Raw genomic sequence first — 21023 nt, forward strand, 5'->3', positions numbered from 1 at the left:
TGCCTGGCTGGCAAGAGAATCGATAGAGAGCGGGAGTGCCGGAGTGCACGGCTGGTCGGGGGAAATAAGGGAGCTTGCGACCGCGCCCGAGCAGGTGGGCACGGAGGCACGGAAGCGAACTACGATGACCGGCCAGACAGACAAAAAAACGACAAAGGCGTCCGCGCAGCGGTCCAAGGACCCGCAGATCTCCCCCGGTACCGCACGGGGTTGCATCTCGTGTTAGCCAGCGTCGCCGAGGTTGACGAGCTCCCGCATCGAGCGGTGATCACCCTGCTGGTCGCTCCCCGCGGCGCTCCTGGTCACTTCCCTCCCAGACGCGTGGCCCTGTTGCCGCGGGCCTCGTCGATCGACCCGGTGGTTAGTGTCCGATTTTGGCGATGAGGTCGGGGCGGAAGCCGGCCCAGTGGTTGTGGTCGTCGATGACGACGATGGGAGCGCTGCTGTAGCCGAGTTCGTCTTGCACGTAGGTGAGGGCGGCGGATGTTTCGGTGAGGTCGACGACGGTGTAGCTGATGCCCTGCTTGTCGAGGGCGAGCCTCGTCATCCGGCACGGCTGGCAGTTCGGTTTCGTGTAGACGATGACGCCGACTGTTTCGTTCATCGCGGGGCTCCTTTCACTCACGCTGTCGGGGTGGTGCTGTTCGGTAGCGGAGATTCGCTGTGCCCGGGAGGAAACGACCATAAGTGCGGGACCGACCGGTGGGGCCAGTGGGTGAGGAAATAAGCGACCGGAGGGAACGCCGAGCCCAGTTGTCACACCGGGCGGCACACCGTGCGCACGTTGGTCAGCGCCAGCCCGAGCCAGCAGGCTCCTCGAACGAACAGACACAACCCGTGACGTGGGTGGGGCTGCGCTGTTATCCAACGGTCATCGGATCATCGGATCATCGGTGAACGCGACATCGAGGTGCAGGTGATTGCAAGTGTCATCAAACTGGGTGAAGTGCACCAGCGCCATGTTGATGCCCGCCTCCCGCCGGCAGTCTGCCTGCCCGATCCGTGCCCCGGTGGGCATGACCGGGTCGAGCAGTCCGATCAGACGCAGGGACTGGCCGTCGGCCCCGGTAAGGCTGCGACCGCCGAGGGAGTAGAAGTCAACGGCGCCTCCACCGCCATTGATCCAGTGCGACGATTGGGTGCCGGCGCCGAGGAGTTGCCCGGTGCATTTGCGGTTGATGTCGCTGACACCGACCTGGTGAAACTGGTTCACAGCCAGGACCATCACCTGCAGGATGCGGGTGTCAATCCCGCAGTCCGGCACGGTCTGCCCACTGGCGATCCACCGGATCTCCTTCAGATGGTCAGGGACCAGGCCGCGCAGCTGCCCGTTGTCGGCAGCGGTGACGAGCTGCTGCGCCAGAGCGACCGCATCCCCGCCGACCCCGCACGCGCCGGCGGCACTGGCGGTCAGCGCGGTGACGACGTCGGTCGCCGGTACGAAGAACGGTGCGTAATGTTCCGGGTCGGCGTTGATCTGCACAGCGGATGCTGCCGCCGACGGCGTCATCTTCTCCCACCCGGTCAGCGCGGTGAGGCGTTGGAAGAACAGCCGGGCCGAGGTAGCGGGGTCCATCCGCTCCGCGAGGGATCCCCAGGTGGCGCGTTGCTGGAACAGGCCGCGGCTGTCGGGCCCGGCCGTGTCGCCGTGGTCGAGGTTGACCAGGCTGGACTCCCCCATCGCCGTCATCACCCCGAGAGTTTGCGCCTGGGCAGTGAGGCCGAGCTGGGCGCCGGCGTTGATGATGTCGGCGGCGTTGGCGAGCTGGTCGCCGCTATACCCGGCGACAGCCGGGTGCTGGGTGGCATCCGCTCGGCTGGCCGCGGTCAGACCGCAGGTGATGCCGGTGCCGGAGGAGAGGGCGACGGTGCCGCCGACGGTCAGGAGCAGGCCGGTGACGCTGGCGGCGAGCAGTTTGACCAGGCCCATGATGTTAGAAAATGGTGCCGACGGACAGGCCCTCGTCGGTGTTGGTCAGCTGCCGCTCCCACTCGGAGCGGATGTGCTCCACATGCGCTTCCGGGTGAGACCCGAACTTGAAGATGTAATGCCCATCCGCCAGCGTCTCAATGGTTCGCGCCGTCTCCGGAGCGAACCCAAAGGTTTGCTGGCACCAGAGGGCGTCTTCGGGCCGGGACTGCCGGTAGACGATGACGGTTTGTGCTTCCTGGATGATGGCCATGCCGGGTGAGTCCTTCGGAATGTCGGTGCCTTTGTGCATCACGAACACGTTCGAGATACCCAGGCCCCGGGAGAGTTTTTGGTTGGCTTTGATCAGCTGTGCCGACGGCCCGCCAATCATGTGCCAACCCTCCTCATAGACGACGGTGGTCGCCGAGGTGCGTTCGCTGCGCAGCCGGCCCAGCATCCACATGTTCCCTATCGCCATCACGACCGGCACCGCCGGGCCGTCATCAGGCAGCTGAGAGATATCAAACGATGTCAGCTTGCCGCTGAGGTCCACTGTCGAGGAGGTTTCGCCGTCGAGAAGGCCGGCGTATTCGTCGAGCAGCCCGTTCAACGTCCACTTCACCGACAAGCCGGCCTTGTGGAGGTCGTCGCGGGCGGTGACCGACAGGGTGCGGTAGTCGTCATCGTCGACGACGAGGCCGAGGTTCGGCAGCACGTCGGCGAGCACCGGCGCCCGCCCGTGGGCCTGGCTGACGGTGCGGCGCAGCGCCGCGCGGAGGGCTTCTTCTTCCCATTCGCTGAGGGGCTGATCGCCGCGGGCGATGCGGGTAACGATGTTCAGCAGCCGTGTCTGCCCTTTGACGCCGGTGCCGCGGGCGATCATCGGATCGAGCAGGTTCAGGGTGGTGCCAGTGCCGTCGGTGGTGAACCGGATTGGTTCAAACCCGTAGTGCCGCACGACGTTGGAGTATTCGCCCTCCCCGTTTTGGTCTTTTTTGTCGAACACCACCCCGCGGCGGCCCTGGAGCAGCAGGGGGCGGACGACGTAGTTGCATTTGGTGTGGGAGCTTTTGCCGGCGCCGACGTCGCCCATCACGATCACGTTCGGGCTCGACACCTCCCGCGGCTCCGAGTTGTAGGCGGTGACGGGGTCGTGGGAGATCGTCGTCCGCGACAACACGTCCCGCCCATTGACCACGCCGCGGGTACCGGTCGGCGGGCCGATCAGAGCGGTGTTGAGGATCTCGGCTTGCCGTGTCGTCGTGGGTGCGCCAGCCAGCGCCGGCGCGTAGAAACCGCGCCGCGCCGCGGCCGCCTGAGTACGCAGCGGCGTGCCCGGCAGCGCCCACGGCACAATCTCAACCGCACCCCGTCTACCGGCCGCGTCAATCCCACCGGTCTCGTCGTCGGGCACTTCGACGGGCGGCGCGAAGCGGCGCAGCACCGGCAGCGCCCACAATCTCGAGCGGGAGGAGCTGGTGTCGTTAGGTGCGGTCATGTGAGGGCCTCCTTGTCGGATTTGCCGGCCAGGCGGCTGTAGACGCGGGCAGAGAACGACGGCGCCGACGCGACCAGGCCACGGCCGATCGGCCACGTCGTACCGGACGCGGCGGCCTGATACGAATCGAGCCAGTCCAGGCTCTCAATGCCCAGGCCTGTGGAGCAGGTCTCCTCGAGCTGCCGCGATGCTCGCGCCAACTCCTCCCGACTCCGGACGGAGATGGTCACGAAGCCAATCCAGACGGCGCCGTGGTGCTGCGACCCGGAGACAAGGTCTTGCCGGCGACGGCGGGCGGCCGTCATGTGCACGTCGGTATCGTCCGTGTCCAGCTGCCCCGCCTCCCGGCGGGAGAGAGCTTCGGCGGTGTCGCGGACCAGGTCTTGCCGGGCGGCGACTTTCGCCTCCGACGCCGGCACCAGATGCAGGTGAAAGCTGACCGAGCGGATGAACTGGATGTCCTTCCCGATCAGCAGATCCAACACCCACAGCTGCGTGCGCGCCGCAGTCGCGAGGGCTTCGGCACGGATCGCGGCGGTGCGATGCCACCACCGCACCGGCAGCCCGGTGAGCGGGTCGATGCCGTCGACGATGTGCGCGGAGAATTCTTCTTCGGCGGGTTCGCCGACCCGGTTCGGGTGCACGTCGGCGACGAAGTCGATCGGACGCGACGGGTTCTGTTGATGCCGCACCACCGCCGCTACCTGCCGCGCCGTGAGCACCTCCACACGGCCGATTTTTGACTCCGTCAAACCACGTTTGGTCGAGGCGATCTCTTGCCGCATCAACGCCCGCCATCCGTCTCGGCCGTCGCCATACTTGGCAGCGGCGTCAAAAAATGACGGTGTGAGCGGCCAGTTGACGGTGACGAAGTGGCGTTGCACCATCGCGTCGTTCCCGGTCAGGCGTAGTACCTCCTCGTAGGAGGCGACCGCGTCGACCGGCGCCGCCGGGTCGAGGTTATTGAGCACCCAGAATTCCTGCAATGCGGTATCGGCCGGCAATACCCGCGTGGTGATTTGCACGTCCTGGACGAGGACGGAGGGGACGGCGCGGGCGGCGAGGAACGCGCCCCAGCCGTGGGCGGCGCGCGCCATGACGCTGGCCGATTCGATCCCGCGCAGCTGACCGCTGACGGTGAACGTCACTGACAGGTAGCTTTGCTCCCCGACCGGGGCGTGCCAGGCGATGCCGGGCTCGCCCCGGCCGTATTGCAGCCAGCCGAGCCCGTCCGACCCGTCCGGGTTCGCCCGCATCGCCACCACTGTCTGGCTCGCCTCCGCGGCAGTCTCCCGCGCTGCCGTGCCTACGGCTGCGCGGGCGTCGGTGAGGGCTTGCTGGAGCTGGTCCCACGCGCCGACCTCGTAGGGCACGAACCGGGTCGTGCCGGTCCGGGTGCGTTTCTTCCAGCGGGATCGTTTGCGCCGTCGGTCGACGATTGATCCGCGGTGTGTTTTCGCTGTGACGAGGAACGTCACCCCGCAACTGACTGCTGCCGCTGCGAGGGCGGGCCAGCCGATCAGTGGGGTGAACACCATCCCGAACACGAGCGAGCAGGCCAGGAAGATGATCCGGGCGCGGGAGTGCGTGCCGCCGAAGAAGGAGCGGTGCCCGCTCTCCCCGCCCAAATAGCGAATAACCGTGCGGTTACGCAGGTCCGTCATCATGTGTGATCTCCTCCCAGGGTCGGGGTGTCATCCATCGACTCCGTCGCCTGCTCTCCGGCGGTCTGGACCATGTCCATGCCTTTCCCGACGGCCTCGACGCTCTTTTGCGCGGCGGCGATCCCCGCCGCCGCGATCAGCGTCGGGACGCCGACGACCGCGCCCGCGCCGGTCGCTGATTCCGCCGTCCCGGCGGCGAGCCCGGTCTCAGCCGCGGTAGCCGCTCCGCCAGCGGCCGCACTTGCCCCGGCAGCTCCCGCGGTGGCCGTCGCTGCCCGGCCGGCGCCGATCGGCGCGCCGTCACCGGAGGCACCGGTGACCGCTGCGGCAGCAGCAACGCGGTTGCCGATGACCTCCGACAGGCTTCCCGGAGCTGTCGAGGACTCTGAGACGCGCTCGGTCGTGGAGTCCGTGGACTCTTTCGTCGTCGTCGAGGAGGTCCGATCCTGGCTGGAGGGTTGGCCGTAGCGTTCGGTGGCTTCGGTCATGTTCTGCGCCCCGATGTGTTTCCCGACGTCCACGGATGGACCGGTGGTGCCGCCGAAGGCCATCGGAATGATCGGGGCGAACTTCATCTGCAGCAATGGCGAGAGCGCGGCCATCAGCAGACCGATGATCGCGACCATGAGGGACACCATCGATTGCAGGCCGAAGTTGTTGCCGAACGCGCTGATCTGGTTCGCCGTCATCGAAAAGGCTAAACCCAGCAGCAAGAACAGCAGCGGGTGGGCTGCGAGAATCCCAATCCACAACGCGGCGATCTTCAAGCCGAAGGAGCGCTTGTTTTTGTCGATGATCCACACCAGTCCAAGCGGCAGCAACACGCCGGTGAAGTAGAGGGTCACCAGCTGCACGAGCAACATGAGCAGCACCAGGAAGAGGGCGAGGATCATGCAGATCATCAGGATGACGCCCATGACGATCCCGCCGGTGATGCCGACTGGGTCGGCCTGCTCAATCATGGTGGTGAACTGCCCGGTGACGGTATTCGCTGTGCCGGTCAGGCCGGCTGCGACGAAGACGTCCGTGAGGGAGTGGAAGAAGTTGATCAGCATGATCCCGAACATCGGGCCGAACATGGCACCGAGAAGGAAGGTTCCAAAGTACAGTCCGACGGACTCGACCAGATCGCGGCCGGCCTGGGCGCCGCGCGCCGTTCGCACAGCTTGCGGGATCAGCAGCAGCACGGCGACGAAGATCGCCGTAGCAAAGCTAATCTTGTAGGCGTTGATGAACCAATCCGCCGTCAGATCCGGCAGCGTTGCACTGGTCAGCGCCGGCATGATGTCACGGCTCATCCCCTGCGCCGTGTCGCGGAGCATCTTGAATGTGTTTCCCCACGGGTCCGACCAATAAGACACCACTCCGGCGGCACCGTTGATGGCATTACCTATGCCGCCCACGAGATCTCCGAAAAATCCTGGGTCATCGCCGGGCGTGGTCGCCATGCCTAGCATCGTCAGCACCCGCTCGTGAAGGGTTCACCGATCGAAAACAAGTCCTCCGTCGTGCGTGTCCCTTCAGACTTCGCAAATTTCCACGCGCCGTTTTCCCACCGGACGGTCACGGTAATCGATCCTTTCAACGTTGGGCTCATGGCCCCTTGTATGACGAGCCCCGTGCCGATCGTGGCGACGACTTCGTCGTTCGACGCCGATTCGATGTGCCACACACCAGGAATGGTCGACAGGTAGTATTCCGTCGCGTCCGGCACGAGCCCGCCTGAGACGTTCGGATTGTTCGCGAAAAACTCTCGCAAATCCTTCGTCGGAACACCAGTGGCGAGAGCGCTTGCCGCGACAGAGTCTGCATCGTCTGACGACGGGTAGGGGTACTGGTGTAGCCACCGTACGAAGGCGGCGGCGTACTCGACGGCCCCGCTGCTCGTGTGCGACGCGGCTTTCTGGGCGGCGAGGACCATGGCTGCGTCTCGTGTTTCGCCGCCGAGGCATCCGGTCGGCTCCGCGTCGACAGGTGTGGTGCTCGGCGACGGCGTGCTGCTCGCTGTCGGTGTTGTCGGCTCGGGTGAGGGTGTGGCGGTGTCGCGTTGGCTGCTGAAGTAGACGGCGCCAGCGATGATGAGTGCGCCGATGAGGATGGCGGCGGCGACGATCCAGGGCCAGGTGCGGCGGGTGGGTGGTGCGGTCGCGTGCACGAGTGCTCCTATCCGAAGACGGCGAGGATGGCGCCGACGATCACGGCGAGGGCGGCGAGCACCCCGAGGGAGATCCCGGCCCACATGGCTTGGTTGCGGGCGGTTTTGTATTCGTTGGGGTTGCCGCCGCTGGATGCGCTGGCCATTTTGATGATGCCGATGATGAGGAACACGATCGCCAGGATGATGCCGATCCCCCATACCCCGGCGAGGAGCTTCTGCCAGAGCAGGGTGAATTCCGCCCCGAAGATGGTGAAGTCCGGCAGGATGCCGTCGAGCGGGTTGTCGATCGTGCGCACGATGGTGCCCACGAGGGTCTGCAGGGATTCTGTGAGCATGACGGTTCGCCTTTCGCGGCTATCGGACGGTGGCTTGCAGGGTGCGCACGACGCCCGCGGCCGCTGCGGCAAACGCCCGCCGCGTCGATGGGGCGAGGTGATCGAGGGTAATCTGCCCGCGCTCGGCGATGTGCGGGTCATACGGGATGGTGAACACCTGCTCGACGCCAGCGTCGGCGATGATCTGGTCGACGCGGTCGACGACCTGCCTGTTCTCCGGCCGGCCGTCGGTCAGCCGCAGGATCGTGGCGTGGTCGGCCAGGCTCGCGGCCTTGCCGCCGGCCAACCGGAGTACATCGAGCAGCGCGACCGCTTCCAACACCGCGTCCCCGGCGTTGAACACCGGGATAACCAACGCATCGGCGGTATGGACGGCGCCCTGAAATGCGGACGAGGAGGGCTGGTTGCCGCTGTCCATAATGCGGATGCCGTAGTACTGGTCGACGACCGCCGCAACGGCCACCACATCGTCATGGGTGAGGCGCGGCCGGCGACGGACGGTACCGATCACGGACGCGAACGAGGTTTGCGGGGCTGTGTAGCCGGCGAGCTGCCCGACGCTGCTGATCGTGTCGACGTCGCGGACGAGTTCGCCCATGCCGCGGGCAGGGTTCCCCTCCGCCCGGAAAGACAGTGCGCCGGGATCGTCGGATACCTCGAGGATGCACACCGATCCGCCGCGGGCGGCGGCGAGCACTCCGCCGGCGATGATCGCCGACGGCGTCTTCCCGACGCCGCCCTTCTGGTTGGCGACCAACACGCTCACCGCACGGGTCCATGTTGCCTGCCGAATCGTTTCCTCATCCCGCCGCAGCGCTTCGGTCTGTTCGCGCTCGGCCAGCTCCGCCGGCCCCGGCGTCATCGAGAACCCAAGGCGCGACAGCACGCCGCGCAGGCCGCGCTGTGCACCCTGCGCTTGCGGGGCTGTGGAGAGCAGTCCGAGGTCGTGATCGGAACTGCCAAACAGATCGTCCAGAGCCGGCTCAGACGGTCTTCCTGCCGGCCGCTGCGGCGTCGCGGTGGACGGTGCAGCAGTCTCGTCGACGGCGAGCTGCTCTGGAAGCGGTGCGACCGGGCGTTCGGGGGTGGGGGCATCCGCTTCGATGTAGCCCTGGGCACGTGAGGCGCCGCGAAACGCGGTACTTACGGGTGGGTCAGTGTGCTGGTTTGTGGTTTGTGTTGTTGCCTGATTCTGACTGGACACAAGCAAATTTCCCTTTCTAGGACTCCATACGGTGCTCGTCAATCACCACAACGACACAGCGATTGGAATCAGTCATGGGGCTGGCCGGGCGTCGGCGGATTGTGGCAACAGCCGGGCATATTCCTGCCAGCCATGCTGTCGTATCCGTTCGAGCGGACCGGGTGTGCACCGTCACGATTCCCTTTCTGTGCGGCATCGTTGCCGTCTACGTCGAGAGTAATGCTCACCTCCGACATTGAATGCGACACACCGCCAAGAAGACACGAAATACCCTCAAAAAGTCCCGACCACAACAGCGGCCCGGGACCGAGCAGTCGCTTACTCCCTTGGCAAGTGCTAGTCAGTTCGCAAGGGAAAAGACCTATGTGGAAGCGGCTACACCGCTGCGAACCTCAAATGTTGAGCCGCGTTCGCGGCCTGTTTTCAAGGGCTTGTTTGACCTTTCCGGCCGGTCATCGTAGCTCGCTTCGCGCCTGCGTTCCCACATTCTCAGACGCGGTCGCACGCTCCCTTATTTCGCCTGAGATTCTGGGCACTACAGCTCTCCCGCTCGCTATCGATTTCTCTCGCCGGAAGGCAAACAAAATATTCGGTCCAGGAGAGGGAGCCACCATCATGACCATCGCTGCGGTTATCGACACCATCAGCACCGACACCACCATAAGCAGCACCATCAGCCACGACACCATCGCACGCACCGCCTGGGCCACCATCGCCGAACCCGGCGACCCCCACGTCGGCGCACTCATCGCCCGGTATGGGGCCGAAGCAGCCCTGACCGCCCTCCTCAGCCTGAACGGCGATACTGCAGCCAGCCAAGACGGGACCCTCGCGCAGCTGCGAGCATCAGTCTCGCCTCGGTACTCGGTCAACCGGGTCGTCGACGCGATCCGCCTCACCGTCACAGGCGGGTACGAGCTGCTCACGCCATCACACCCAAACTGGCCGGCATCCGTTGCCGATCTCGGAGAGACAGGACCATTCGCTTTCTGGGTACGCGGGGACGCTTCGCTTTTGAGCGCGCCGAGCGTGGCGCTGACGGGCACGCAATTCGCGACCCCGTACGGCAAGCACGTGTGTGTGAACCTGGCCTCCGGTCTAATCGCGCGCGGTTGGGTGATTGCCTCCGGCGCCGCTCGCGGCATCGACACGGCCGCCCTCGCCACTGGTCGGGCATTCGCCGGCCGCAACATGGTTGTTCTCCCCGCGGGCATGGGCGACACCTTCCCTGCGGAAACCGCGGAGCTGGTCGACGCAGTCGCGACGCGCGGTGTCGTCGTGAGTGAGATCCCACCAGGACGTACGCCCTCGGCGTGGCGGTTCCAACGTGGCAACCGACTCCTCGCGGCGCTCACAACCAAGACCATCATTGTCGAAGCGGAGTACGAGTCCGGGGACCTGAACACCGCGGTGACCGCCATCGAAGTGGGCCGACCGTGCGGCGCCGTGCCCGGGTTGACTTCGACCGTGTCCACTGCGGGATGCGACTGGATCATCCGTCACTACGGCGCCCGCTTAGTCGCCACCATTGACGACGCCGACCGACTCTGACCCTGGCGGGAACGCCGCCCTTATCGGTCAGGCGGCGCTCCCCGATTCATCCGTCTCGACGACGTCGAGCCGCACAACCTCCTCGTCCCGACCACCCTCAACATCAGCCGGCACCAACACCGGCGTGACCGGCGCGGATGGTGGTGTCTGCAATTGCCGGTTGGGCAGTGCTCGGAACGGAGCGATCGCGCCGCCCTGCACGATCCAGAACGCTCCGTCCGCCGCTTCGCGCACATCTTGCGGCGGGATGACGTAGGTGTGTTGGGCCCGGGCGCTGCCAAGCTCCTCGCCGGTGGCGCGGCCGGCCGATTCCATCCGCATCACCGTCCCGGCGTACTTCACCACATCTTCCGGGTCCTTGGACCGGCCAAAGATCAACGCCGCCCCACTCGTGAGTGCACGGCGCCGTCGGACCTCATCATTCGACAGGCCCGCCGGGCTCTGCGTCGCGAGGACTAAGCCGACGCCTGCGCTGCGCGCCGTCTCAAACAGGCTCCCCGCGGTATCACCCGGGTCCTGCGCACTCGTCACCAGCTGAGGGAACTCATCAACGATGACGACCACCGGGGACTTGTCGCGCCGTTCCAACCGGGTGGCGAGAAAATTCCGCAAATCCAACAGGAGCAGATCACCCAGCCGAGCCTGAGCATCGTCGACCGGCGACAACGGAATGACCGTCACGTCAGCTGTCGGCGCGTCGTAGGACCAGCCGTCCTGTCCGATCCAGCGTTGCATCGGCCGCAGCGCCACAAGCAGGCTCTGCAACGCCCGTGCTCCCGCGGTCGACCCGTCTCGCTCGACACGCTTGTTGATCAGCGGCAGGTCGTCTGTGACGTCCACAAACCGGGCTGGGTAGGTCAGCCGCTCGCGCAGGTCATCGATACTGCGCAGCGAAGACCTGCCTTGCACCATTTGCAGCACCCCACGAATCTCATCGAGATAATGCTGGTTGGCACCATCAGGGACAGGCATCAGCCGCATCAGCTTCGCGGTGATCTGGTCTCCGGTGCCGTTGAACAGATTCCACGTACCGCCGGTTGTCGCCGTCCGGCCGTAAGTCTGCGCCACGGCGACCAAGTTCTCGGCGTCAGCCGGGTCACCTTTCGCGTCTATCACGAACACGGGCCACCCGTATTCCAATGCACACAGCACGAGTCCGTTGATCAGGACGGTTTTGCCGCTGCCGGACTCAGCGATGATCAGTGCCCGCACCGACGATGCCGTCGGCGGCAGCACCAGATATTTGCCGGTGGCATCGACCCAGTCGCGCACGCGGCGCATGTCATAGAAGCGGTCAGCGAGGGTCCGAACCGTCACCCGGCTCGTCACCCCGAACGCCTGCCGCTGATCTCCCACGGCCAGCGGCACGGTGACCGCTTGGCGAGTGGTACCGACGATGCGGCCCGTCTCGGCCTCGAGGCGCACTCCGATGCGGCGGGCCACGCTGCTGTCGGCAGCACGCTTACGTGCGGTCTCAATCCTCTCCTGCCGCACCACGTTCGATACCCGCCGGGACCTCACCTGCTCGGCGATCTTCCGCCGCCGCAACGACCACGCCGCCGGCAGCAACAGCACCCCGGCAAAGAAATTCGCCACCGCCCACGGACCAAATATCGGCCAGAGCTGCCCCCACCACTCCGCGCCGTCAAAGAACTCGGTCGCGGCCCCGGAGCGGATCCAGTCCGCCAGCAGGATTGCCTCCCAAGTGAGGAGCGCGGCTACGAGGAGGATGCCGACGGTATTGAATATCCACTGCCACCGCCACACCACCCAGAACCGGGTCTTCGTCGCAATCACGTCGCCGGCAATCCGGCTCACCACAACCGGCACGACTAGCGGCAACGCAATCAAGACCATGACGACCGCGAACGCGGCGCCGAGCAGCCGCGCGATCGTGTCGCTGGTGGCGTCCGTCTCCACCGGAGCGGCCATGTCGCTCATGCTCGGACCTGCGTCGACTCGCCCCACGCGCTGGTGCTCGCGAGCTCGACCACAAGGGCGGCTCGTCCGTGTGCAGTCGCGTAGGCGCCGGCGCCCAGCTCGGCGCCGATCCAGTACCCGCGTGCGTCGAGGGAGTGTTGGGAAACGAAACGGGGTCGGTCTGTGCGGACTAGATGCTTGTCAGCCTCCCGTGTCACCGCCCGATCAGCGTCCGCCGTACAGAAATACACCACCCGATCAATCCCCTCATGCGCCAAGCGATACGCGTGGCTCTGACAAATCGACTGATACCGCTGCCACGTCTTCGGCGTCAACTCCACCTCCACCAACTCGACAACCCCGTCACGCTCGGCCACCCCATCGGCCTGATGCTCGCGCACGCTGTTCGGTTTGCGATCCCGCCGCCACGTGAACCCCTGCGCCAGATAGCGCGCCGACACCGTCGCGACCGCTACCTCGTGCCGCGTCGTCTGCCGAAACAGATTCGGCGCCGGCTTCCCAATCGCCAGATACGTGGCCCACACAATCGACCCGTCCCGATACGCCACCCGGCCCCGGTCGAGCAATCCAGTCCCGATCATCCGCGCCGCCCACTGCTGCGCCCGGCGCAATGACACCGGTTCACCAGCACCAGACAGGGCGCCCAACGCCCACCGCACGGCGTCCATATCGGCGAGCCGAACAACGTCCAACCACGCCAAAAGTGCCTCGTCGCGCTCCGTCACCTGCACCATCACTCAGCCTCCGAACTGACAAAGATTCAGCTTTCCACCACGATTCTGCACCCAGCCACCGACACAGCCCCGCATGCCACACCGCACATCGTCGACTTCAACTCATCAACCTCACCGCTTCTGCTCGTCGTTTTTCTTACCCGATTGCTTCCTACTTTCTGCCATCGGCTCCCCCATTTTCTGCCGGCCTTCCCTAGCTTTTCCTGCCACTTTTTCACTTCTTCTCTGTCTTCTTTTCTTGTTCTCCCTCTTTTTTTTCTTTTCAGTTTCTTTCTTTTTTGTTTTTGTACTTCTGTTTTTTTCTTCTACTTTTTTCTTCTCTTTCCCTGTCCCACTACCACCCCTTTACTTCCCAACCTCCTACACACTGAGGAACGATGGGTGTGGGAGGTTGGGAAGCGAGCGCAGCGAGGGGGCGGCGGTGGGACAGGGAAAGAGACCCCGCACATATTCGTTTACCTATTCGCTGCCGGTGAATAGGTAAACGAATACCCACGCAGGCTTATGGCGCCCTCCGTGTGTCCAAATTCGTGACGGACGACGTGGTATCTGCGACCGATCTTTGGCCCCTCTGCTGCTCATCTAGCAGCCGCCCGCACTGAACCTGCTCCGCCGGGCGAAGCCGAAATGGGCCCGGATATCGATGGCATCCCGTGACGTTGCACCCGCGGAAGCGTCGACGCGAGCGGCCAAATCTTGTCGGCTCTATGTCGTTTCAGCCGTCGAGACGTGGGCAACTCGATGTGCGACCACGGGCCGTTCCGTCGCCGGAATCAGCTCGTTACGACAAGCGCGGGAATCGTTCCACGCTGTCGAACCAGCGAACGACGCTGTTGGCGTTGTGGGCTTGCATGAGGGCATCTTCGACGATGCCGGCGAATTGGGCGGCATCGCGAAGGCCGAGTTCAGCCCGAGCGACTCCGGGTGCGCAGCCGGCGCCGCAGCCATCTTCGCCGTTGTACTCGACGCCGTCGACGACGGTGCTGTGCCAGTTGGCGAGCTGGTCGTACACCTGGCCGAGGGAGCGTTGGGTGGCGGTCAGACACCCGAGCAGCAGGTACGAGTCGTAGGGCCGTTCGATCGCCCGAGCCGCGTGCGCCAGGCTGCGTGCGATGTCGGCCAGCTCGTTCGCCCGGCTGCTCAATTCGCTGTCGTGGTCGTTCATAGTGGTACTCCTTTCATGCGATTGTGAGGGTGGGCCGCGAGTGCGACCCACCCGGGATGGCTATTCGATGTCGGGCTTGGAGTTGCGCCGCACGGTTGCGACGGCGCGGTTGAGGTCGGGGCCGATGTTGTCGGCGTAAATGACTCGTCCGTATTGGCGTGCTTGGTCGTCGCCCCAGCTGTCGGTGTGCTCGCGGCCGACGACGATGACGGGGTCACCCTTGTGCAGAGTGACGGCGACGTTCTGGCCGAGCTCGAACTTGGCTTCCACGAAGTGAGTGGTGGCGGCGTCGTGGGCGAGCCATTTGCCGCCGCGGTACTCGCCGGTGTTCTCGATGACGCGCAGCTTGGTGATCTGAATGCTGCCGGCAGTGACGACTTCGGGGTCCAGCGCCAGGTTGCCAATGATGGTGCGTGTGGTCATGAGTGCTTCTCCTTCGATGAGTGCTGCGTTGACGTGCGGTGGGTGTCGTTGGCCTTGGGTTCTTCGACCAACTGTTTCTGGTGCCTTCCGGCGAGAGAAATCGATAGCGAGCGTGAGCGTGAGCGTGAGCGTGAGCGTGAGCGTGAGCGGCGATAGTACCCTGAATCTCAGGGGAATTGAGGGAGCGTGCGACCGCGTCTGAGATTCCGGGAACGGTAGGCGCGCAGCGAACTACGATGACCTGCCGGACAGGTCACAAATTGTGTTTTACGTGGTGTCACATCGATCCGATTTCGGCTGCGATCGAAGGCTAGTTGCACGGCGTTTTTGGCGAGTTATCCACAGGCGTTTTTCGTGCGCGCGTACTGTTAATGTTTTGTTTATCCTGTTAGTACTGTTAGGGGGGCCGATCAGCGGCCCCCTATAGGGCCAGATCTGACCCCCTATCGGTACGCTAAACGGCCCCCTACGGGGGCCACTCACCGGCCCCCAAACCTCCGTGCCGCAACATCGGAATGACGTTGGTTTCATACCGTCGGTGACCGCCCGGCTTCGTGCTGTCAACGAGCAGATTGAACTCGGCATTGTGTCCACGGTGGCCAGCGCTGACTCGCTCGATAGCGCCGCTGGCGACGAGTTCCGCAATCGCCCGCTTGACGGAGTGGTGTGCCGACTCTGATCCGTTATCCGGAGCCAGATAGCCCAGGGCGATCGCCGAAGATTCTCGGGACGCGAAGTACCGGCGTGGCGGTTGATTGCCAGGGTTATCGGTATCGTCCCAGCTTTCCAGCGCCATGTGCAATAGCAGCCGGGTCGCCGCATGCCCCAGACCCAGTCGCGCAGCCACAAGAACGGCACCCTTGGCCGCATAGAGACCCACAGTGTTCTCACCCACCGGGTCGGGTGCGAGGCGTTGCGAGATGGCAGAATTTCAGTATTCTGGTCATAGATCAGATCCTTTGCGGGTGTTCGATCCTTGCCCCGGGGTGCAACCCGGGGCTTTTTCTTTGGCCTGCCGCGGGCCGACAATCTCGTCGTCCGCAACAGCAGATGTGGGCTCACCGCGCCACGAGCGCGCGTTCGCCCGTCTGCGTCTGCGCACTGGCCTCGACCCAAGCGATCACTTCGGACCGCTTGTACAGGACCTTCTTGGGCGTCGGCTTGTAGAAGCGCGGCCCCCGGCCCAGGTAGCGCAGGTGGGCCAGCCCTCCAATGGTCAGTCCGGTGAGTTCGGCGACGACGACGGGGAGGATGAATTCTTCAGTCATGATTACGTCCCTTTGGTGACACGAGGCACTCGTTGCTTCGTGTTGCGATCACAATAAAACGCTTTTCGCTGTTTGACAAGGATCAATAGCTGTACGGTGTCGGCATGACAGGTTTTGTGCGGCAGTTCGGAATCGGCGAGCGGATCCAAGCCATCCGCAAACGGCACGGTATTCGCTCCGCCAAAGACCTGGCCGACTTAATGCCAGGCGGCAACGTCACCGAAGCGATCCTTCAAAACCTCGAAGCCGGCCGCAAGCAAGACCTCTCGGTCAGCCAACTCCTGAACATCTCCCACGCGCTTCGAGTTCCACCGGTATTTCTCCTGGCACCGATCGGACGCCCACAGGACCCGCTCGATCTGGTCAACCTCAGCGACACATTCGAGGGCATGACCGTCGCAGAGTTCGATGCCTGGATCTCCGGGGAGACCGATGGCGCCTACCGGTGGCGAGACCTCACCGAGCGCACGGAACGCTCCCAGCTCGAGGCCATGCGTGAACTTATCGCGAGCCTGCGGGAGCGCCGACGCCTCACCATCAACGTGGCCATCGAGGCAGAGCTCACGCCCGCCAGCGAAGTCACCACTGAACCCCCGATCTGGGACACCACCAGGGAACAACTGGCCGAGGCAGACCGGCGCATAAAACAGCTCAGCACCTTCCTTGCCGATACGGGGTGGGACCTCGAGGGGTGGGCCCCGTAACCACTGGAATCAAGCCAAAGCATTGCCGCATGGGAGCCGCAGAGAACCGGCCCGCCAGTTGTAATCTGTGCGCGTGACGAACTTTCTGGCGCAAGTTCGGATTGGCAACCGCCTTCAGGCAATCCGCAAACAGCGCGGCATCCACTCGATGTCAGTGGGTCCGAGGATAGTGAGATCAGATTCACGATCACTGACGATCCCGAGGTGAGGTCATGGGAAGCATCGAGTCATACGCCACGACGAGCGGCAAGCGCTATCGAGTGATTTACCGGCGTCCCGATCATCTGCAGACTCAGAAGCGCGGGTTCCGAACGAAGAGAGACGCCGAGCTCTACCTGTCGGCCATAGAGATCAAGAAAGCTACTGGTGAATACATCGATGCCACCGCATCGAAGGCCCTGATCACCGTGTTGGGTGCTGACTGGTTGGCATCTCAGACACACCTCAAGCCGTCTTCACTTCACCCCGTTGAGGTTGCGTGGAGGCGATACGTCCTTCCGACCTGGGGCACCTGCAAGGTCGGCCAGATTCGTCACAGCGACGTACAGATTTGGATCTCGCAGCTGGTTGCGGGCCGCAGCGCGACGACCGTTTTGCGGATTTATGGTGTGCTGGCCGCGATTCTTGATGTTGCGGTCAAGGATCGGCGCATTCCCTCGAATCCTGCGCGGGGAGTGACCCTGCCGCGTAAGACGAAGGGCCAGCACGCATACCTGTCGCACAGACAGGTCGCTCTGCTCGCACAAAATTCCCGTAAGCACTCGACTCTCGTTCTCGCCTTGGCCTATACCGGGTTGCGCTGGGGCGAAGCGACCGCGTTGCGAATTCGCGACGTGGACACGGTGCGACGGCGCATTCAGGTGCACGAAAATGCGGTGAGCGTTAGTGGGACCATCCACGTCGGCACACCCAAGACGCATCAAGCACGCGCGGTCCCCTATCCAACGTTTCTCAATCCGCTCTTCGTCGAACTCATGAAAAACTCGACTGGGGCCACTCGTGGTCGCGGCGAGCTACTTTTCGGAAGTGGCCTCGACTACGTCCGCAGCCCCGATTCCCGGCGGGGCTGGTTCGTGTCGGCGGTGCGTAAATCGCAGACTGCCGACAGCACGTTTCCGCGAATGACACTCCACGATCTGCGCCACACCGCAGCGAGCCTGGCCATCTCCGCCGGCGCCAATGTGAAAGCCATCCAACGAATGCTTGGCCACGCGTCGGCAGCCATGACTCTCGACACCTACGCCGACCTTTTCGACGACGATCTCGACTCGGTGGCCGACGCGCTCGACGACGCTCGAACTCTCAGCATCGACTGAGTCCCGATCCACCGATCAGCTTGGAGACCGTGTGCAGATCATGTCCTTGGACAGGCCAGGATGTCGGTGACAGTTCGCTCGGCAAATACAGCGGATGACTCGGATGCCCTCGCTTCGTCGTCCGCAGGCAGGTGAGCAAGTCGAATCCAGGAATTGACAGCACCTCTTTGACGCGCTCTGGCTTGGCGTGCATGCCCCAAGCGGCGACCAGTACCTCACCGCCCGCGCCAGCGTCTTCCAGATAGCGGTCGTTGTCTGGACCGAGGGGATCAGCTGCGGTCCACAAATCGGCCGGCTGCGTTGCCCGGAACGCGTAGAGGTTCACGACGTTCAGCCCTCCGAGCCCCCAATGCCGGGCGAATCCGATACATCGCCGAAGCGTTGGATCATCCGAGTGCTCATCCGCGGTGGACGGATTCAGCATTACGAAAGTCGCGCGCGGACCGTCAGACCACACTCTGGAAAGTCGATAGCGATACATTCGATTTTTCGAAAGTTCAGCTCGCTTGTCGACTTCGATCATTCATCACTGTCTCACGGTGACCGAGCCGGCGAAAACGGGCCTGGACCTACCCCGTGCGCGTGCTCCCGCGATGCGCAGCACGAGGCTCGATACGCCACTTTTCATCACGTTGATCCTAGTTTTCCACACCAAAATTTTTTCAAGTGTTGCCAAAATGTTGCCAAAACGGCCATTCGGGCAAAGAAGAACCCCCTACTCCCCAGTGAAACACTGCGATGTAGGGGGTTTTTCGTGGCGGTACCGGTGGGATTTGAACCCACGGTGGAGTCTCCCCCACACGACTTTTCGAGAGTCGCACCTTCGGCCGCTCGGACACGGTACCGCGGTCGATCCTAGTAGAGACTGTGGTCCGACGCGAATCGGCGAACATGCAGCAGACACACGGATGCCGCGGAGTAGCCTCAGCGGGTGACTTCACCGACTCCACGCATCCGTTCTGCCATCGCTACCGGAGTAGCCGTTGCTGCGACAGGCATCGGACTCGCCACTACCCGTTTTCGTCGTGACCTCGAACAGCAGAAGGTCATTCTCAACGAAACCCTTCCGGTGCACTCGGCATGGTGGCGCGACAACGCCAAACACCCAGGAGAACTGCTCTACGTCGCGATCGGCGACAGTGCCGCCCAGGGCATCGGGGCCTCGAGCCCGAACAAGAGCTACGTCGGCGTTCTCGCCGATCACGTACGGCTGGCGACCGGACGAACGGTCCGCGTCGTGAACCTCAGCGTGTCGGGTGCCACGGTTGCTTTGGCCGTGCGCGATCAGCTTCCGCGCTTCGACAACCTCAAGCCCGACCTCATCACGGTCGCGATCGGCGCCAACGACATCGCCCGATGGAACCCCGAGGCCTTTGAAACCGGCATTCGCTCCGTTTTCGACACGCTGCCGCCAGACGCCCTCGTCGCCGACCTCCCCTGCTTTCACCTGCCGCACAACGAAATCAAGGTGGCGGTAGCCAACGAGATCATTCGCCGGATCGCCGCCGAGCACAAGCTGACGGTGGTTCCGCTGCACGCAACGACCAAACGGGCCGGCCTTCGCAGCATCATGACCCACGTCGCCAAAGATCTCTTTCACCCCAACGACCGTGGATACCGGTCCTGGGCGGAGGCGTTCCTGCCGTCGATGAGCGCCGATATTGCGCACCGTTTCTCACCGGTCAGCCACACGTTAACCGAGGCCGACTAGAGCGCGCACCGCGTGCGCGGCCGCCTGTCGGCGGCCACGGCTAGGCTCGGAATATGGCAAAATCCATCTCCTCTTTTCGCTGCTCTGAGTGCGGCTGGACCACTCTCAAATGGGCAGGTCGTTGCGGCGAATGCCAGCAGTGGGGCACCGTCGTCGATGCTGGCCAGAGCATCGGCATCACTCGCAAACTCAAGGCCATCACACTGGTCGGCGATGGCATCGCACGCCCCATCACCCATGTTGAAACGGATGCCGCCGCTCACTGGCCGACGGGTATCAACGAGTTCGACCGGGTGCTCGGCGGTGGCATCGTGCCCGGGTCGGTGGTTCTGCTCAGCGGCGAGCCGGGCGTCGGCAAGTCTACGCTGCTGCTCGAAGTCGCCTCCAAGGCAGCGGCGGCAAAGAGCCGCGTGCTCTACGTCAGCGCCGAAGAGTCAGTGAGCCAGGTGCGATTGCGCGCCGAACGCACCAACGCGCTCGAACCCGAACTGTACATCGCCGCCGAAACCGACCTCGGGGTCATTCTTGGGCAGATCGACGCGGTCAAGCCCGACCTCATTATCGTCGACTCGGTGCAGACCGTGTCGAGTGCGCTCTCCGACGGTTCGCCGGGCATGCCCAGCCAGGTGCGGGAGGTGGCATCCACTTTGATTCGGGTCGCCAAAGACCGCAACCTGCCAGTGTTACTGGTCGGTCACGTCACCAAAGACGGCTCGATCGCCGGGCCGCGGGTGCTTGAGCACCTGGTCGATGTGGTTTGCCAGTTCGAGGGAGACCGCCAAACGTCACTGCGATTCATTCGGGCGCTGAAAAATCGGTTCGGACCGACCGACGAGGTCGGCTGCTTCGAGATGACCGGTGATGGCATCGCCGAGGTGCCCGACCCAAGTGGGTTGTTCCTGAGCCGAGCCACCGAGCCGGTCGATGGCACCTGTGTCACGGTCGCTCTGGAGGGCCGCCGTGCCATGCCGGTCGAAGTGCAGGCGCTCGTCACCGACACTCAGGCTCCGAACCCGCGCCGCGTCACGAGCGGCGTCGATTCAGCCCGCGTCGCCATGTTGCTCGCGGTGTTGCAGGAGCGCGCAGGCATGAATCTGTCGACCAAAGATGTCTACGTGTCGACGGTCGGCGGTATCCGTCTGAATGAGCCGGCCGCCGATCTCGCAATTGCGCTCGCCATCGCCTCGGCGTTCACCGGTCTTGCCGTGGCGCACAACGTGGTCGCGTTCGGCGAGATCAGCCTGGCCGGCGAGGTACGAGGCGCGCTCATGTCCAAGCAACGCGTGAACGAGGCAATGCGCCTGGGCTTCACTACCCAGATCGACGCCGCTTGCGGCTCGATTCATGCGGCGGTTGCCCTCGCGCTCGGCACCACCCGCAATCCACGCGACGCCGAACTCGATCGGGCGTGGGGATAGGCCAGCGCCATTCAGCGAATC

General features: G+C 64.1%; 20 protein-coding genes and 1 tRNA gene. 5 read left to right on the forward strand and 16 right to left on the reverse strand.

Features of this window, described 5'->3' with window-relative positions; genetic code table 11:
* Positions 1 to 361: 361 nt before the first annotated feature.
* The 8 genes from CXY74_RS02345 to CXY74_RS02380 form a co-directional block, all read right to left on the reverse strand.
* Positions 362 to 604 (reverse strand): glutaredoxin family protein, encoded by a 243-nt coding sequence (locus CXY74_RS02345; protein ID WP_104198949.1) that lies wholly within the window; start codon positions 602 to 604, stop codon positions 362 to 364.
* 267 nt (positions 605 to 871) lie between these two features.
* A complete protein-coding gene (locus CXY74_RS02350; protein ID WP_233193174.1) occupies positions 872 to 1930 on the reverse strand; it encodes a hypothetical protein in 1059 nt (352 codons plus the stop codon).
* Between the two features lie 4 nt (positions 1931 to 1934).
* Positions 1935 to 3410: an ATP/GTP-binding protein gene (locus tag CXY74_RS02355; protein ID WP_104198950.1), complete on the reverse strand. Its 1476-nt coding sequence runs from the start codon at positions 3408 to 3410 to the stop codon at positions 1935 to 1937.
* Positions 3407 to 5077 carry a hypothetical protein gene (locus tag CXY74_RS02360; RefSeq protein WP_104198951.1) on the reverse strand — a complete coding sequence of 557 codons (1671 nt, stop codon included), beginning with the start codon at positions 5075 to 5077 and terminating at the stop codon, positions 3407 to 3409. Before CXY74_RS02360 ends, CXY74_RS02355 begins: the two co-directional genes overlap by 4 nt.
* Positions 5074 to 6522, reverse strand: a complete 1449-nt coding sequence (locus CXY74_RS02365; protein WP_104198952.1) for a hypothetical protein — start codon at positions 6520 to 6522, stop codon at positions 5074 to 5076. The genes CXY74_RS02360 and CXY74_RS02365 overlap by 4 nt, the downstream gene beginning before the upstream one ends.
* Positions 6523 to 6533: 11 nt before the next feature.
* Positions 6534 to 7229, reverse strand: a complete 696-nt coding sequence (locus tag CXY74_RS02370) for a hypothetical protein (RefSeq protein ID WP_104198953.1) — start codon at positions 7227 to 7229, stop codon at positions 6534 to 6536.
* Between the two features lie 8 nt (positions 7230 to 7237).
* Positions 7238 to 7567: a pilin gene (locus tag CXY74_RS02375; protein WP_233193175.1), complete on the reverse strand. Its 330-nt coding sequence runs from the start codon at positions 7565 to 7567 to the stop codon at positions 7238 to 7240.
* 19 nt (positions 7568 to 7586) lie between these two features.
* The gene (locus tag CXY74_RS02380; RefSeq protein ID WP_104198954.1) at positions 7587 to 8771 is read right to left on the reverse strand and encodes a hypothetical protein; all 1185 of its coding nucleotides are present in this window, start codon (positions 8769 to 8771) and stop codon (positions 7587 to 7589) included.
* 615 nt (positions 8772 to 9386) lie between these two features.
* Between CXY74_RS02380 and CXY74_RS02385 the strand changes: the two genes are divergently transcribed.
* A complete protein-coding gene (locus CXY74_RS02385) occupies positions 9387 to 10322 on the forward strand; it encodes a DNA-processing protein DprA (RefSeq protein ID WP_158252280.1) in 936 nt (311 codons plus the stop codon).
* Positions 10323 to 10349: 27 nt separating this feature from the next.
* On the opposite strand, the gene CXY74_RS02390 is transcribed toward CXY74_RS02385, so the two are convergent.
* From CXY74_RS02390 to CXY74_RS02415, 6 genes are all read right to left on the reverse strand, one after another.
* A complete protein-coding gene (locus CXY74_RS02390; RefSeq protein WP_104198956.1) occupies positions 10350 to 12263 on the reverse strand; it encodes a hypothetical protein in 1914 nt (637 codons plus the stop codon).
* A complete protein-coding gene (locus CXY74_RS02395) occupies positions 12260 to 13000 on the reverse strand; it encodes a hypothetical protein (RefSeq protein ID WP_146070034.1) in 741 nt (246 codons plus the stop codon). Before CXY74_RS02395 ends, CXY74_RS02390 begins: the two co-directional genes overlap by 4 nt.
* Before the next feature lie 778 nt (positions 13001 to 13778).
* Complete coding sequence (locus tag CXY74_RS02400; protein WP_104198958.1) at positions 13779 to 14162, reverse strand: hypothetical protein; 384 nt, start codon at positions 14160 to 14162, stop codon at positions 13779 to 13781.
* Between the two features lie 60 nt (positions 14163 to 14222).
* A complete protein-coding gene (locus tag CXY74_RS02405; protein WP_104198959.1) occupies positions 14223 to 14585 on the reverse strand; it encodes a single-stranded DNA-binding protein in 363 nt (120 codons plus the stop codon).
* A gap of 466 nt (positions 14586 to 15051) precedes the next feature.
* Positions 15052 to 15480: a hypothetical protein gene (locus tag CXY74_RS02410; protein WP_104198960.1), complete on the reverse strand. Its 429-nt coding sequence runs from the start codon at positions 15478 to 15480 to the stop codon at positions 15052 to 15054.
* A gap of 163 nt (positions 15481 to 15643) precedes the next feature.
* A complete protein-coding gene (locus tag CXY74_RS02415; RefSeq protein WP_104198961.1) occupies positions 15644 to 15853 on the reverse strand; it encodes an AlpA family transcriptional regulator in 210 nt (69 codons plus the stop codon).
* Between the two features lie 104 nt (positions 15854 to 15957).
* Here CXY74_RS02415 and CXY74_RS02420 point away from each other — a divergent pair, with 104 nt between their 5' ends.
* Both CXY74_RS02420 and CXY74_RS02425 read left to right on the forward strand, forming a co-directional pair.
* On the forward strand, positions 15958 to 16557 hold the full coding sequence (locus CXY74_RS02420) for a helix-turn-helix domain-containing protein (protein ID WP_104198962.1): 600 nt from the start codon (positions 15958 to 15960) through the stop codon (positions 16555 to 16557).
* Between the two features lie 212 nt (positions 16558 to 16769).
* Positions 16770 to 17873 (forward strand): site-specific integrase, encoded by a 1104-nt coding sequence (locus CXY74_RS02425; RefSeq protein ID WP_104198963.1) that lies wholly within the window; start codon positions 16770 to 16772, stop codon positions 17871 to 17873.
* Here CXY74_RS02425 and CXY74_RS02430 read toward each other — a convergent pair.
* Both CXY74_RS02430 and CXY74_RS02435 read right to left on the reverse strand, forming a co-directional pair.
* Entirely contained in the window at positions 17860 to 18396 is a 537-nt protein-coding gene (locus CXY74_RS02430; protein WP_104198964.1) for a DUF1643 domain-containing protein, read from the reverse strand. The two genes, CXY74_RS02425 and CXY74_RS02430, sit on opposite strands and share 14 nt — an antisense overlap.
* Before the next feature lie 232 nt (positions 18397 to 18628).
* Positions 18629 to 18718: transfer RNA gene (locus CXY74_RS02435), tRNA-Ser, on the reverse strand.
* Between the two features lie 86 nt (positions 18719 to 18804).
* Between CXY74_RS02435 and CXY74_RS02440 the strand changes: the two genes are divergently transcribed.
* Together CXY74_RS02440 and radA are read left to right on the forward strand one after the other, a co-directional pair.
* On the forward strand, positions 18805 to 19584 hold the full coding sequence (locus tag CXY74_RS02440) for an SGNH/GDSL hydrolase family protein (protein WP_104198965.1): 780 nt from the start codon (positions 18805 to 18807) through the stop codon (positions 19582 to 19584).
* A gap of 53 nt (positions 19585 to 19637) precedes the next feature.
* A complete protein-coding gene (gene radA / locus CXY74_RS02445) occupies positions 19638 to 21002 on the forward strand; it encodes a DNA repair protein RadA (protein ID WP_104198966.1) in 1365 nt (454 codons plus the stop codon).
* Positions 21003 to 21023: the final 21 nt, after the last annotated feature.

This window comes from Cryobacterium sp. Y29 (assembly GCF_002929825.1).
Classification (GTDB): Bacteria; Actinomycetota; Actinomycetes; order Actinomycetales; family Microbacteriaceae; genus Cryobacterium.

Excerpts from the sequence above, each read along its gene's own strand:
- CXY74_RS02345 (WP_104198949.1), bottom strand. The coding sequence starts at position 604 with ATGAACGAAACAGTCGGCGTCATCGTCTACACGAAACCGAACTGCCAG.
- CXY74_RS02350 (WP_233193174.1), bottom strand. The coding sequence starts at position 1,930 with ATGGGCCTGGTCAAACTGCTCGCCGCCAGCGTCACCGGCCTGCTCCTG.
- CXY74_RS02355 (WP_104198950.1), bottom strand. The coding sequence starts at position 3,410 with ATGACCGCACCTAACGACACCAGCTCCTCCCGCTCGAGATTGTGGGCG.
- CXY74_RS02360 (WP_104198951.1), bottom strand. The coding sequence starts at position 5,077 with ATGATGACGGACCTGCGTAACCGCACGGTTATTCGCTATTTGGGCGGG.
- CXY74_RS02365 (WP_104198952.1), bottom strand. The coding sequence starts at position 6,522 with ATGGCGACCACGCCCGGCGATGACCCAGGATTTTTCGGAGATCTCGTG.
- CXY74_RS02375 (WP_233193175.1), bottom strand. The coding sequence starts at position 7,567 with ATGCTCACAGAATCCCTGCAGACCCTCGTGGGCACCATCGTGCGCACG.
- CXY74_RS02385 (WP_158252280.1), top strand. The coding sequence starts at position 9,387 with ATGACCATCGCTGCGGTTATCGACACCATCAGCACCGACACCACCATA.
- CXY74_RS02390 (WP_104198956.1), bottom strand. The coding sequence starts at position 12,263 with ATGAGCGACATGGCCGCTCCGGTGGAGACGGACGCCACCAGCGACACG.
- CXY74_RS02400 (WP_104198958.1), bottom strand. The coding sequence starts at position 14,162 with ATGAACGACCACGACAGCGAATTGAGCAGCCGGGCGAACGAGCTGGCC.
- CXY74_RS02405 (WP_104198959.1), bottom strand. The coding sequence starts at position 14,585 with ATGACCACACGCACCATCATTGGCAACCTGGCGCTGGACCCCGAAGTC.
- CXY74_RS02415 (WP_104198961.1), bottom strand. The coding sequence starts at position 15,853 with ATGACTGAAGAATTCATCCTCCCCGTCGTCGTCGCCGAACTCACCGGA.
- CXY74_RS02420 (WP_104198962.1), top strand. The coding sequence starts at position 15,958 with ATGACAGGTTTTGTGCGGCAGTTCGGAATCGGCGAGCGGATCCAAGCC.
- CXY74_RS02425 (WP_104198963.1), top strand. The coding sequence starts at position 16,770 with ATGGGAAGCATCGAGTCATACGCCACGACGAGCGGCAAGCGCTATCGA.
- CXY74_RS02430 (WP_104198964.1), bottom strand. The coding sequence starts at position 18,396 with ATGATCGAAGTCGACAAGCGAGCTGAACTTTCGAAAAATCGAATGTAT.
- radA (WP_104198966.1), top strand. The coding sequence starts at position 19,638 with ATGGCAAAATCCATCTCCTCTTTTCGCTGCTCTGAGTGCGGCTGGACC.